Raw genomic sequence first — 14,396 nt, forward strand, 5'->3', positions numbered from 1 at the left:
TCGCCAATAGTAATGATGTCATTCTCAAGAGACACAGTTCCCTTGATTTCCGACTCGTACCATGACCAAAATTCAGACTCTGATTCAGTTTCCTTGAGTTTGTCAAAGACTGCTAGGGCTTTCGCTAAGGCGTTGATGCACCCATCGCGAGTGAAAGATTCATTGCAAGTATTATCGGAAGTCTGAGACTTGCTGGCAACTTTGAACCGAAGCGATAAACGACTACGGTTCTTGCTGATAGGGACACCCTTTGGGGTTGATTTCTGGCAAGCTTTGAGGTAAATCCTCACTAACTCATGGTCAACGTACTTGGATGGGTCAATTTGGTTAGAGTGGAAATACTCACTTGCCATTGACCAGGAACGATCTAGATAGTCTTTCCAGTTTTGCACCTATTTTGCACCTATTTCCTTTTCAAGGTTCTAGAGTGCAAACTAGGCAAAGCTTTCACCTCTTGGGATGGCGTTAATTCACTTTAGGGTCTACGGTTCAAATCCTGTCATCCCGATTCATCAATATCTTTGGTTTCTAGACTTTTCTACTCTGACTCCCTTGTCTAGAATCAGATACTTACATATATTTCACATAAATTCATAGCTGTCTCCTTCTGGAGACAGCTATGATGGTGATTTTTACTGATCCATCATGTCTGAGTAGCTTTAATAATTCATCAGAGCCTTAGTTGTTGATTCCCCAGCCTTATTTAACTGAGAAATTAGGGTGGTATTCAAACCGGTGAATAGTGCCCATTGAGCCAATAGAGAAAAGGCAAAGGGTAAGACTAAAGTCTGGGCAGTTTGTTCTAAGGCAAACCAAGCACCTCCAAAGACGGAGAACATCCACCACCCAGCGGCCATTTTCGGGCTGAGTTCTAATACTCCAACAATCATTAAGGGTAGAAGTAACCCTGCAAACACTAAAAATCCGGCGATCGCCATGCGCTTTTTAGAGCGATTGAGTAAACTTAATTGGATAATCAGCCCATAAATCAGCATCAGATTAGCTGAGAGAATCAAAGAGAAAATCGCCCAAGTTCGTTCTGGGTTCGGTAAGCGGATACATGCCCAAAATACCCAAATCCCAGTAACTATCAACACTTGGAGAGCGATCGCTACCACAGCAGGACTCTTTTCTCCCCAAAGCAAATCCCCAATTAAACCTCGATTTTCCCTAGGCTGTTGATGGCGATATCTAGCCCAATCTAAACAGTTTTGACGCTCTGGAGCGACCATAAAACTGCTCAGAAGCACGACCATCAGATTAAACAAACTGAGGGCAAATAAGAGATAACATCCTTGGTCAGGGTAATCTAACTCAACAGGAAGAGCGAACCCCAATAACCATATCTGAAGCCCTGCAATCATTCCATAGCTTTGAGACTTGCTCATACGTGTGCCTAGGGGATTTTGGTATACTCGATTCACAATCTGAGCGATCCAATAGGCGATCCCTACACCAGTTACCACTGTTAATCCATAACCCACTGAAGCTGATGACAGGGGAAGTGTGAACCAATAGCCGTCAAAATACCTTGCCTGGTGAAAAACATACTCATCCAAGCACCAATTCACCCCTTGTAAATAATACGGCATCACCATTAAACTGATAAGACTCGCACTACCCGCACGAGCTTGTTCCCCAATCTTTTCATTACCGATTAGGCCAAATAACAGGGCAAGGCTATAACACACGCAACAACCCAATCCCCAGAGGCTATACAGGGCTAAAACATGAACTAAAGAATACTCTTGTAGAGCGGCCAAAGCATGAAGGGGTAAACACAGCAACGCAAAAAAGTATACAACAATTGGCACGCCCAGAATTTTACCCCATAAGACTTTTTTACTCTCTTGAGGACTGAAGCGAATAAAATTGAGGGTTCCTTTTCTGACCTCTTTCGCCATGTCACTGGTCAATAAAAAGACCCCACAGATCCATAAGGTTAAAGGTATAATCCAACCCAAGGTATGGAAAATAACTGACCAGGAGAACTCCTGATAATGATTATATTCCGTGGCTATTAGGATCAGAAGACCTTGTAAGATAACAGCCGCTCCCAAGGCTAACAAGAGGGGAGCGGGTTTGAGTCTCCCTTTTAACTCCCTTAATAATTGGGGATTCCATTCCCCAATTCGATTGAATACTGAATCCATATCCGAACACGCTCCTAAACGCTCTCTAGGGTTAATCTCTTTTGGTTTGAACCCTATGTACTGGTTGAATCCTAAGTGCCAAGTCTATAAGTCTATCTGTTGAAGATACCCTTCCATTATGGCTGAGAGAGCGAGCAACGGGTATAGGTATTAAGAATGGGACAATTCCCATCCACCCATCCCCTGAAAGGATTAAGATTCTAAGGCTGCCGGTTCTAGGACATGCTGAAAATGGACAACATCTTCTCTGGGGTCAGCATAGGTGACTTTAAGCTCGATATAATCGCCAGGAGCTACCGGGTTGGTAAAGCGAATGGCCATTTCTAAACCCAGCTCTTCTAATAAAACTAGGGCTAAATTGTCGTTTTCCCGTAACCAGCGCAGGACTAAACCTTGCCAAACTTGATCGAGATGGCGACGCAGAAATTCTAATCCCCAATATCGGTTGGTTTGGCGTTCTACCCAGTTGGCTTCTTGGGTGCTGGGAGCAATGGCAGCCATAAGTTCTTGTAGTTTGGCTTCGGAGAAGGGCAGGGGATCACCCCGCAGATGGGCTTTGAGTTGGAAGTGCGTCAGTAAGTCCATGTAGCGCCGGATGGGGGAGGTCACTTGAGTGTAAAAGTCAAGTCCGAGACTGGCGTGACGAGCGGGGGTAATGCTCATTTCACTGCGGGGCATACAACGACGTAGGGCGCAGGAGCGGACAGGTCCTGCGGGGAGTTGCATGAGTTCTTCGGCTGGGGGGAGTTCAGGTTGGGGTTGGGAACGGAAGGGAAAGGGAAGTTGATGGGTAGAACCATAACGTCCGGTGACTTCTCCAGCCAGGATCATCATTTCGGCGACGAGTTGCCGAGAGATGGCATCTTCGAGGAGGGTGATGGTTACTTCGTCGTCTTTGACTTTGATGGAGGCTTCGGGCATGGAGATGTTGATTGCGCCTTGGGCTGTGCGCCAGGTTTGCCGCAGTTTGGCGAGTTGGGCGAGGGTGGCGATTTCTGGTTCTGCGGGAACGCCCAGATGGAGCATTTCTTCTACATCGTCGTAGGTGAGGCGATAGGTGGGTTTGATCAGGGTGGCGTGGATGGTGTAGTCGGCGATCGCCCCTTCTGAGTCTAAAATTACGCCGAAACTGAGGGCGCAGCATTCTTTCCCTTGAATTAAACTCATGGGGCCGGTAGCCAATTCTGAGGGAAACATGGAAATCATGCCCGTGGGGGTATAAATGGTAGTGCCTCGCCGTCTGGCATCTAGGTCTAGTTCATCTCCAGGGGTTAACCATCTTGTGGGATCGGCAATGTGAATCCAGACGCGAGTTTGATCGTTTTCCAGGTATTCAATGCTCAAACCATCGTCAATTTCTGTGGTACTTTCATCGTCAATGGTATAGACCTTAAGATGAGTTAGGTCTAGGCGGTTGGAGTCCGGGTCATCCGGAGCATTTTGAAGGCAACCTTGGGCCACTTCGAGTACCTTTGTTGAGAATTGAGTTGGAATTTGACTCCGCCGCAGAAATAGGTTTTCGTGGGGACTCCATAGCCCCAAGGTAACTAAGAGATCGAAGCAGGCTTGGGGAGTATCGGGACGATTGAGCGCTGTTAGGGTTTCGCCAACGATCGCCGACGGCTTAAACCCTTCTGTGCTGTTACCATGGATAGCGTATTTCTCGATCGCCTCTAAACGAGAGCGATCGCTATTTGTCCACTCTAACACTTCTCCCGCTAGGGCCCGATTGATGCGATTAAGAAAATCAATGGCTTCCTGTTGCCGTTGTTGTTGAACTTCTTTTTGGTGCTGAATTTCCGCGACTAAACTACTCGGGCGGGGTTCATAGCGATCGCCCTTTTGCTTAAAGTAAAGCTTATCTTCAACCAATAAGCAATGGGCAGCATAACACAAGGGAGGACTTTGATCGCTATAGAGTAACTGAGCTAGGTCTTCGGGGGTTACCGCTTCCCCCGCTTCTACCAACAGTTCCCAGGCTACTTCTAAGTTGGATGGGTCAAGATAGGGCCCTACTTCTTTGAGGAACCGGGGAATATCTGAGGGGGTATAAGCTTCTCCCGCCACTTCATAGGTAATCTGTTGGCGCTTAATCGTATGACTATGAGCGCCTTCGTCAATTACTACCCAATTTTTCTTTCCTTCTGGGCGATCGGCTACTGCCAGTCGCCGTTCCCCATTGAGTCTAAATTCAATTAGCCTTCCCTTCTCCACAGCACTATCCTAGGGATTGATTCACAACATCACAGCCTTAATTTACCAGTCTTTGGCAGAGTTAACTTTCCTAGTTCAGAAATTCTTCTCTGTCCGACTTTTCTCCATAGGATGTGCTGACTTTACCCATCCCGACTCCGCTGCTTAACCTTCTTGGTTGACAAAGGGTAATAGGGCAATCAGCCGCGCCCGTTTAATGGCTGCTGTTAGGGCACGTTGTTGCTTACAGGTTAGCCCCGTGATTCTACGAGGCAAAATCTTACCTCTTTCAGTGATGTATTTACGGAGTAAATCCACATCTTTGTAATCAATTTTTTCTTTGGGTTGAATGGGGGAAACCCGTTTTCTGTAGTAATTTGACATAGGTTTGATCTCGGTTGATATTCTGGGGACAATGGGCTTAATTCCAGCAACTCAAAATAAGCAACTGGAGGTTATTTAATTTCCTTGTGGGTTGTATGGGCGTTACAGTGGGGGCAGAACTTTTTCAGCTCTAATCGGCCCGTCGTGTTACGACGATTCTTCTTGGTTGTATACCGAGAGACACCTGGCGATCGCTTCGCCAAGTTACTGCGACACTCTGTACATTCTAGGGTCACAGTAATGCGGACACCTTTATTCTTAGCCATAGCTTTACGGGCGCTAAAAGTTTTTAGAGTTAATTAAACACAATTTCCTATTGTCTCATACGTCTTTGTAATTGTGCAACTATTTGTTTGAGTTTCAAATCTAAAGAATAACCACGACGGGTTTGAATCATCAAAGTCCCTGCTACTTGGTCATGAAAAGCTTGTCGCCAATTGGTTTCGGCAAAGGCCCAGCCACAATCGACCCCTAGGGGTAATATTAACAGCAGTGACCAGGCATTGGCTGGATTGAGAGCATTAAATCCGATCAGAGCCAACATTGAGGCGAGTCCGAGAACGGCTTCGCGTTTTAATAAGTCAGAAAATAGGGGAGTCCGTCCCGTTTGGTCTACCACTCGCAGATCAAAGGCATAGCGTCCCAAACTTTGCCCCTTATTTTTGAGGACAATAAAGATCCGAGCCGTAAACCAAGCTAAGAGAAACGCTAGTAAAAACAAACTCCTACCGGCGATCGCACAAAAGAGCCAAATCGTAGCCAAATCTATAGCAAACGCTGCTGTCCGTCGTGACAGAGGCGCTCTGGGAAAATAGCGATCGGGGGGGGGACTGAACATGAACAGTAGGGAGTAGGGAATGGGGAATAGGCAATAGATTAATTCTTTTGGTGGTGTGATAAGGCCTGTTCTAGGGTTGTGATTTTTTCTTCCAAATACTTATGCTGCGATCGCCGAATCAAATGCCCCTTCAACCGTACCATGACTTCTTTGATATTGAACGGTTTGGTAATATAATCAACCGCTCCCAGTTCAAAAGCTTTAACTTTATCCGCCACCTGAGCGATCGCCGTAATGAAAATCACGGGAATTTGCTCCGTTTGAGGATTATCCTGGAGTTTTTGACACACTTCATAGCCATTCAGACCTGGCATCATCACATCTAGAAGGATCACATCAGGACAGATTTGTTCAGCTATTTCCAAAGCTTCAAGACCATTGACTGCTGCTTCTACTTGATAGCCATCATCAAGCAAAAGTTCAATCAACAAGCGCATATTAGTGGCATTATCTTCAACCACCAGGATGGTAAATTGGGATGGTTCAAACTGAATGTGCTGCATAGAACTCTTAACCAAAAATGGGATGACTCTATGGCATCTACTGCCCTATTCTTAAGGTCTACCGAAGAACAAGGCAATCGCATAAAACCCCTTTGACAATCCTATCCCGGATTCTGGCTTGTCCCGACTAAACAAGCGCCTTCCCAAATAATCCCCGTCAGATTTGCACCCTCTAACTCTGCACAAAGTAAATGGGCTTCTTTTAAGTTAGCACCAATCAAATTCGCCCCACGTAAGTCAGCTTCTTCTAAATTCGCTTGAGTTAAGCTTGCGCCTTGGAGATCGGCATAACTTAAATCAACCCCTTTAAGATTAGCATTATTCAAATTTGCACCTCGCAAGTCAGCGCCTCGCAAATCTGCACCTTGTAGCTTAACCCCGATTAGGTTAGCTCCACTGAGAAATGCCCCCGCTAAGGAAGCTTGGGTTAAAGTCGCACTCATCAAGTTAGCCCCTCTCAGGTTACTCCCTCGTAAATCAGCTTGAGTTAAATCTGCTTGCATTAAGTTTGATCCGAGTAAATTCCCCCGCAGATCAGCCCCAATCAGTTGGGCTGCCATCAGATTTGCACCGTCGAGTCGGGTTCCTTTGAGATTAGCAGAGGAAAGAATCGTTCCCACTAAGTTAGCTCCCGCTAAATTAGCATTCGGGAGTTGGACTTCAGTCAGGTCTTCATCTTCTAAGTTTACCCCTGGAAGGTGTTTGAGATGGCCAGCACGAAGGGCAACAAGATCTAAATCCATAGTATTTATTCGATTCATCGGTAGGTTGAGTTCAGGGAAGCAAGGGGGGTGGGATTCTCATCAAGTAACCAGATGCCTGAAGCAATTTTAGGGGGCAAGTTCGAGAGTTGCAAGCCCTGTTGCATTCCTCGCACTAATAAGGTCAACGTTTCCACTAATTTGGGGTCAAATTGGGTTCCAGCCAGGTCTTGGCAATATTCTAGGGCTGCGATCGCCTCTTGGGAATTCTGACTCTGGAGTTGCTGTTCAAAGGTCGCAATCAGGCTGAGAATCCGAGATTCAATCGGAATCCGATCGTAGGCGAGACCTTCCGGTTTGCCAGAACCATCCCAATGTTCGTTTTGATGACTAATAATATGGGCGATCGCCTGAAGTTGGGGCATCATCCGCAAAATCGAAGGTTTGGGCAAATCTGAGAGCTGTTCCTGAAGTTCTTGTTGCCGTTTGCTTTGGTAGGGATCGAGGGCTTCAGGGAGACCTTGTAAGCAGGGCAGTCTATGGAGCAGAGCCGCTAACCGTAAGCGTTTCACTTGCCACACGGGTAAATCCAGCAATTGTCCCATGACATCCGAGAGCGCTGCCACTTCTGTCGCTACATGGGGGTTGCTTAGATCGGCTTGGTCAATGACTTGAGCCATCCGCAACAAGGCTTGAATTTTATTGGAGCGCAAGTTATCCGTCAGGTCTTGAAACTGATAGAGAGGGGAATCACTATTGTAAGGGTTAAGTTGATTTTGGCAGTTTTGCAGATAGTCTACAACAGAAGAGACTACAGCATTGAGTAGATCGGCTTCTGGAGGTTTAGGGGTGATGTTTTGCAGGCGATCGTCGAGCTGTTGAGCTAATTTTGGATCGTAGGCTTGCAGATGTTCGGCCACTAACGTAACCGTTTCCTTCACTAACGTCGGTTCAAATGTCCAAAACCCATAAAATTTCCGTTCGCAATCGTTTTTTGGCCATCCTTTTACTCCATAATCAGCAGCAGATAATTCTTGGCATAAGACCATCGCCGTATAGTTGTTGGACATAATAATCAGATGCCATTCCTGACAAACTGGATCGTGGCTCTCTAGACCCACTAATTGAACATTAGGGAATTGACTGGTCGGATGTTGAGTAAATCCTGCCTCTTCAGTGGCTAAAATCACCACTTCGGAAGCTCGTTGGGCTAATTCTCGATAGCGTTCTGCTTCTTGCTCATACCATTTCCCCTGTTGGAATGCTGCAATCAATAGGGGTTGATCCTCACATTGGAGAATAAAATCTTCTAAGGCATGACACAGGGCAACCAAAGTATTTTTGTAATAGACCCCAAAGTTCAGGGGTTGGGTGTTTTGGTGGGCTGTATGCAGTTTTTGCAGGATTGAGCCAGTTAACATTGTTTTATCTTATCAGTTGCTTATGAAATACTAATCTTCAATTCTTGCATTACATTTTGACATAATTTACCAAGGTAGAGCCACACTTTTCAGAAAATCAAAAAAGACGCTTATAATACAGCGCCTGCACTTGGGATGCGTATCATAGACGAATTAAAGCTTCTGTTGAGAGCGATCGCTCATCGTGTCCCCACCTATGGTATATAGTTAGTAACCTGGGCTTTAAGACTTGGAAGAGATGATTTCTGCAACGAATGAGAACGAAACCAATCACCATGAGCGATCCATAGCTGTTGTGGGGATAAGCTGTCGCTTCCCTGGTGCAAAAAACTACCGTGAATACTGGAATAATTTACTCCAAGGAGTCAATAGTATAACTACTACATCCCAGAGATGGGATATTGACAAATTTTACTCTTCCATTCCAGAGACTTCTAACAAAACAATTAGTAAATGGTCCGGATTAATCGAAGGAATTGATAAATTTGATGCTGGATTTTTCGGGGTTTCGCCAAGGGAAGCCAGTCGAATGGACCCTCAACAGAGGATTCTCTTAGAATTGAGTTGGTCTTGTTTAGAAGATGCGGGTTATTCGCCGTTAGAACTCTCCGGAAACCCGATAGGAGTATTTATCGGTGTTTGCAACTCTGACTATAATCAAATACAACATCAAAATGGCAATATTCAGGGACATACAGCCACAGGAACGTACACCTGTATGATTGCTAACAGAATCTCTTATTTCTTTAACTTTCATGGCCCTAGTGTGCCCGTAGATACTGCTTGTTCGAGTTCTCTAGTTGCTCTGCACCAAGCCATCAATTCTATTCAAGCACAAGAATGCCAGATGGCACTTGTAGGTGGAATTAATATATTATGCACTCCCACCAGCTATATATCATTCAGTCAGCTCGGCATGTTATCTCCAACAGGGCAATGCAAAACATTTGATAGCCAAGCCGATGGCTATGTTAGAGGAGAAGGAGCCGGAATAATCCTATTAAAACCTCTAGAACAAGCCCGATTAGACCGAGATCAAATTTATGGTGTCATCAAAGGAAGTGCTGTCAATCATGGGGGCAGAGCAAGAACTTTAACCTCTCCTAATATTTATGCTCAAACTCAAGTTTTGCGAGCTGCCTATACCCAAGCTAATATTGCTCCCAACACCGTTGCTTATATAGAAACTCATGGTACAGGAACACCCTTGGGAGATCCCATAGAAATCAATAGTCTCAAACGGAGTTTCAAACAACTCCATCAACACTATGGAATCCCAGCACCACAAAATCCCTACTGTGGTCTAGGAGCAGTAAAAACGAATATTGGGCATACAGAAGCAGCCGCCGGGATTGCGGGATTAATCAAAGTTTTATTATCGATAAAAAATAAACAAATCCCTAAAACCATCAACTTTCAGAAACTCAATACTCGAATAGACTTAAGCCAGACTCCATTTTATCTAGTCAGAGAAACTCAAGAATGGAAACCCTTAATTACAGACAATGGAGAAATAGTTCCTAGGCGAGCCGGAGTAAGTTCCTTCGGGTTTGGAGGAGTCAACGCTCATATCGTGTTGGAAGAGCCGCCCGAACAAGACCAACTAAAAACAGAACTCGCTCCTTCATTCAATCTATTAACGCTTAGTGCTAAAACCAAACCCGCGCTGCAAGACTTAGCCCAGAATTATATCCCTTATTTACAATCTCAGGATGAATCTGAAATAGCAGACATTTGCTATACCAGTACCCTAGGACGGGCGCATTTTGAAGAAAGACTAGCAATCGTGGCTGAGTCTAAGCAAGAGTTAGAGGAAAAACTCTTAGAATTTGCAAAGCAACCTTACACCTACGGGGTCATTCGAGGAACAGCACTGTCTGCCCAATCTCAAGACGTGGCTTTTCTATTTACAGGCCAAGGGTCTCAATATATTAATATGGGACGACAGTTATATGAAAGACACCCAACTTTTCGCCAGGTTTTAGACGAATGTGACGCAATTCTGAAATCCTATCTAGAAGTCCCTCTATTAAAAGTTTTATATCCTGATGAATCTCAGCCGCTTGAGGCCTCTCTCATCGACCAAACTGCTTATACCCAACCCGCTCTCTTTGCTGTAGAGTATGCTTTGGCTAAACTATGGGAATCTTGGGGAATAAAACCCAGTATTGTGATGGGTCATAGTGTTGGGGAATATGTCGCTGCTTGTATTTCCGGAGTCTTCACCTTAGAAGAGGGTTTGAAATTAATTGCCATGCGGGGACAATTAATGCAACGCTTGCCTCCCGGTGGCAAAATGGTCTCTGTATTAGCATCGGAAACTCAAGTCAAAGCAGTCATAAAGAACTATTCTAGACAAGTTAGTATCGCCGCTTTCAATGGGCAACGAAGTATTGTCATCTCAGGGGAAATAGACGCTTTAGCAGCAATTTGTAGTCAATTAGAAAGTCTCGGAATTAAAACTAAAACGCTACAAGTCTCCCATGCCTTTCATTCCCCATTAATGGAACCCATGATAGCTGAATTTGAAGCAATAGCTCAAGGAGTAACTTATCGTCAGCCCAAAGTCCCCTTAGTTTCTAATGTGACAGGTAGAAAAGCTGGAGAAGAAGTCAGCACTGCTCAATATTGGGTTAATCATATCAAAGAACCAGTTAGATTTGCACAAAGCATGGTGACCTTATGTGAGCAAGGATATGAAACTTTCTTGGAAATTGGGCCAAAACCCATATTGTTGGGTATGGGAAGAGAGTATGTATCCGAGGAAGGCGGTTTATGCTTACCTTCCTTACGTCCAGGAATACCAGAATGGCAACAAATGCTCTCTAGTTTAGGGGAATTCTATGTAAAGGGCGCGAAGGTAAATTGGTTAGGATTTTACGACAGTTGGGGTTTCTCCGGACAGAAAATTTCTTTACCGACTTATCCATTTCAAGGAGAAAAATATTGGATAGAAGATTCTGAAGTTAACGAAGGAACGTCAATTATTAACTTATTGAATCAGGGCGATGTCTCGCATTTAACTGAACGATTGAGAACCGTTGAAGAGTTTAGTCCTCATGAAGTTGATTTACTTCCCAAATTACTGAAGTGTTTGGTCAAGCAACATCGACAAGAGTTAGGAAAAGCTGGCATTCATGATTATTTTTATTCTATAGATTGGCGAGAAAAAGTAGGTTTTGGTCAAACCCGGTTAATCAAACCGGTAGAAATGGAACGTCAATCCATTTTGGGTGAGTTAGCACTCAAGGAAGAAAAGCCAGGAAATATTCTGACTCTATTAGAAAAAATCGGGATAGAGTATATCATACAAGCCTTGGATAAAATGGGCTGGTCTTATCAGCCTACAGAGCTGTTTTCACTAGAGAGAATTACCCAAAAATTAGGGATCGTCAATAGCCAAAAACAACTGTTTAATCGGATTTTACAAGTTCTCGTGCAAGAAGGAATGCTTAAAAAGCGATCGCAACAATGGGAAGTTGTACAAGAGCTACCCCCCGTAAATCCCAGTCAAATTTATCAGTCGAGATTACAGAAATATCCAGATATCGTTGCCGAATTAACGCTTCTTCACCGTTGTGCCTCTCAGTTGAGTGCTGTATTGCGAGGAGCGATAGACCCCGTACAGCTAGTCTTTCCAGAAGGGGATTTGACCGCAGCAACACACCTCTATCAAGAGTCTCCCACTGCTCAGGCTATGAATACGATTGTCCAACGGGCAGTCAGCCAAGTGATAGAAAAGTTACCTCCAAGGCAAGGGGTCAGAATCTTAGAAATTGGCGCAGGAACAGGAGGAACAACCGCTTACCTTCTCCCCCACCTTCAACCGAGTCGAACCCAATATGTTTTTACCGATCTAGGGTCCCTATTTCTCCGGAAAGCACAAGAAAAATTTCAGGACTATTCCTTTGTTTCGTACCAAACGTTAGATATTGAACGCGATCTCGAACAACAGAATGTTGATTTACATCAATACGATATCGCGATCGCGGCTAATGTACTTCATGCCACTGAAAACCTCAAACAGACCTTAAACAACGTACATCAGTTACTCGCTCCAGGAGGACTCATTGTCTTATTAGAAGTTGCGACTCAGAACCTATGGCTAGATTTGGTTTTTGGACTGTTAGAAGGATGGTGGAGATTTCAAGATTATGAATTGCGTCCTGATTATCCATTACTCAATCGGCTGCAATGGCAGCAACTGTTGAAGGAAACGGGATTTAGTGAGCAGGTCATACTCCCTGAACAATCTGGGCAATTAGAACTCTCTTCTGACCAAGTCGTGATGATTGCACAAGCAGAAGAAACCGCTAGACTCGAAGATCGAGCAGACTCTCGACATTGGTTGATTTTGGCAGATCCAGAGGGAATTGGCCAGCACCTAGCGACCCATTTACGTTCAGTCGGACACTCTTGCACGTTGGTCTTTCCTGGAGAACACTATCAAAAGATTGGAGCAGCAGAATTTATCCTTAATCCTCACCACCCTTTAGAGTTTGGACAAATGATGACTGAAATTGTCCAACAGTCAAGTTTATATGGAGTGGTGCAATGCTGGACTCTGGAAAGGGGCGATATCCTTCAGAGAGAACCGTTAAATGAATGGTTGAAATCAGGATGTGGCGCGACCTTATCCTTAGTGCAAGAATTAGTCAAACTTGAGAACAGCCAACCGCCAAAATTATGGGTCGTAACTCAAGGAGTGCAACCCCTTCCCGAACCCGAACCCCTATTATCTGGACTCGCCCAATCTCCAGTCTGGGGGATGGCCAAAGTGATTGACTTAGAACACCCAGAATTGAACTGCGTTCGAGTGGATCTTGACCCAACAGAACCGGTGGAGAATCAGGCATTAAACTTATTAGATGAACTCCACTCAAGGGAGAGTGAAAATCAAGTGGCTTTTCGAGGACAACGCCGTTATGTTTCTCGGTTAGTCCCGAACGATGTGGCTACACCATCGATTCCTCCCAGCTTCGGTAAAGAGGTGACTTATCTGATCGCAGGAGGCTTAGGGGGATTAGGTTTGCTGGTAGCGGGCTGGATGATTGAGCAAGGCGCTCAACATTTGGTGTTGCTCAGTCGTCGTTCTCCTGATGCGTTAACCGCAGAAAAATTAGCTCAACTGAGGAAATTGGGGGGTTCCGTGACGGTAGAAAGGGCTGATATATCCGATTTAGACGCGATGACTCAGGTGTGCGATCGCATTAATCGCTCCCCATACCCCCTAGCAGGAGTGATTCATTCGGCGGGGATGCTCTCGGATGCCGTCTTGCAAAATCAAACTTGGTCAAGTTTTGAACCCGTTATGAAAGCCAAAATAGAAGGGGCTTGGAATTTGCACCAGCTTACTAAGAACCAACCTTTAGATTTCTTCATTTTGTTCTCGTCAGTTGCTTCTCTGTTTGGTTCTTCTGGACAGAGTAACCATGCCGCCGCTAATGCTTTTCTCGATCATTTAGCTCATTATCGACGCAGTATGGGGCTACCAGCATTAAGCATTCATTGGGGAACCGTATCGAAAGTCGGAGAAGCAGCAGAACGGGGTGCAGATATTCGTCTGCAACAACAGGGGTTAAATGCTATTTCCCCTGATGAAGTTTTAGAGGCTTTAACGATTCTCTTGACTGGAGAGTTAACGGAAGTGGGCGTTGTCAATGTGGATTGGTCTGTCTGGGAAGATCGGATTGCCCATTCTCCCTTCTTGGAAGATTGGCAACAGAAAGCCACAGTGACTGAGGTGACACCCACTGTTGAATCCAATATTGTACAACAGTTAAGCCATTCTACGCCCAAAGAGCGGCGATCGCTGCTCATCTCTCATCTGCGGAATCAAATGGGCCCAGTACTAGGTCTTAAGAACGTTAGCGAAATTGGATTGGAAGATAAGTTTTTTGAACTGGGAATGGATTCTTTGACTTCCGTTGAATTACGCAATAAACTACAAAGAAGCTTGGAAATCACTCTGCCTTCGACCCTTGCATTTGACTATCCGACAATCGACAAATTAGTCGAATACTTGCTTCAACACTTATCCGGTTCACCCATAGCCAATAGCCCACCTTTTATTCCCCAACAACAGGAGGAGACCCTAGAGGAGGATCTTGAAGAAGGACATGCTCCCATACAAGACCTGTCAGAAGAAGAAGTCGAAGCGTTGATTAATCAAAAATTGAATGCACTACTTGAGGATTAAGGGG

9 protein-coding genes and 1 pseudogene are annotated in these 14,396 nt (G+C 44.9%); 1 reads left to right on the forward strand and 9 read right to left on the reverse strand.

Going from position 1 to position 14,396, the window contains the following annotated elements:
* The 9 genes and pseudogenes from PN466_RS24515 to PN466_RS24555 form a co-directional block, all read right to left on the reverse strand.
* Nucleotides 1-392, reverse strand: a pseudogene (locus PN466_RS24515) (hypothetical protein); the annotation flags it as partial.
* A 267-nt stretch (nucleotides 393-659) separates the two neighbouring features.
* Nucleotides 660-2,153 (reverse strand): hypothetical protein, encoded by a 1,494-nt coding sequence (locus PN466_RS24520; protein WP_271945023.1) that lies wholly within the window; start codon nucleotides 2,151-2,153, stop codon nucleotides 660-662.
* A 192-nt stretch (nucleotides 2,154-2,345) separates the two neighbouring features.
* Nucleotides 2,346-4,367 (reverse strand): ribonuclease catalytic domain-containing protein, encoded by a 2,022-nt coding sequence (locus tag PN466_RS24525; RefSeq protein WP_271945026.1) that lies wholly within the window; start codon nucleotides 4,365-4,367, stop codon nucleotides 2,346-2,348.
* A gap of 144 nt (nucleotides 4,368-4,511) precedes the next feature.
* On the reverse strand, nucleotides 4,512-4,730 hold the full coding sequence (gene rpsR / locus PN466_RS24530) for a 30S ribosomal protein S18 (RefSeq protein WP_271945029.1): 219 nt from the start codon (nucleotides 4,728-4,730) through the stop codon (nucleotides 4,512-4,514).
* Between the two features lie 71 nt (nucleotides 4,731-4,801).
* Nucleotides 4,802-4,996, reverse strand: a complete 195-nt coding sequence (gene rpmG / locus PN466_RS24535; protein WP_271945032.1) for a 50S ribosomal protein L33 — start codon at nucleotides 4,994-4,996, stop codon at nucleotides 4,802-4,804.
* Nucleotides 4,997-5,043: 47 nt separating this feature from the next.
* Nucleotides 5,044-5,568 (reverse strand): RDD family protein, encoded by a 525-nt coding sequence (locus PN466_RS24540; RefSeq protein WP_271945034.1) that lies wholly within the window; start codon nucleotides 5,566-5,568, stop codon nucleotides 5,044-5,046.
* A gap of 38 nt (nucleotides 5,569-5,606) precedes the next feature.
* Entirely contained in the window at nucleotides 5,607-6,071 is a 465-nt protein-coding gene (locus tag PN466_RS24545; protein WP_271945036.1) for a response regulator, read from the reverse strand.
* A 101-nt stretch (nucleotides 6,072-6,172) separates the two neighbouring features.
* Nucleotides 6,173-6,814 (reverse strand): pentapeptide repeat-containing protein, encoded by a 642-nt coding sequence (locus PN466_RS24550; protein WP_271945039.1) that lies wholly within the window; start codon nucleotides 6,812-6,814, stop codon nucleotides 6,173-6,175.
* A gap of 14 nt (nucleotides 6,815-6,828) precedes the next feature.
* On the reverse strand, nucleotides 6,829-8,193 hold the full coding sequence (locus PN466_RS24555) for a DICT sensory domain-containing protein (protein ID WP_271945042.1): 1,365 nt from the start codon (nucleotides 8,191-8,193) through the stop codon (nucleotides 6,829-6,831).
* A 238-nt stretch (nucleotides 8,194-8,431) separates the two neighbouring features.
* On the opposite strand from PN466_RS24555, the gene PN466_RS24560 reads away from it, so the two are divergent.
* Nucleotides 8,432-14,392 carry a type I polyketide synthase gene (locus PN466_RS24560; protein ID WP_271945045.1) on the forward strand — a complete coding sequence of 1,987 codons (5,961 nt, stop codon included), beginning with the start codon at nucleotides 8,432-8,434 and terminating at the stop codon, nucleotides 14,390-14,392.
* Nucleotides 14,393-14,396 lie beyond the last annotated feature (4 nt).

The sequence above is a fragment of the Roseofilum reptotaenium CS-1145 genome (assembly GCF_028330985.1).
GTDB classification, from domain to species: Bacteria; Cyanobacteriota; Cyanobacteriia; order Cyanobacteriales; family Desertifilaceae; genus Roseofilum; species Roseofilum reptotaenium.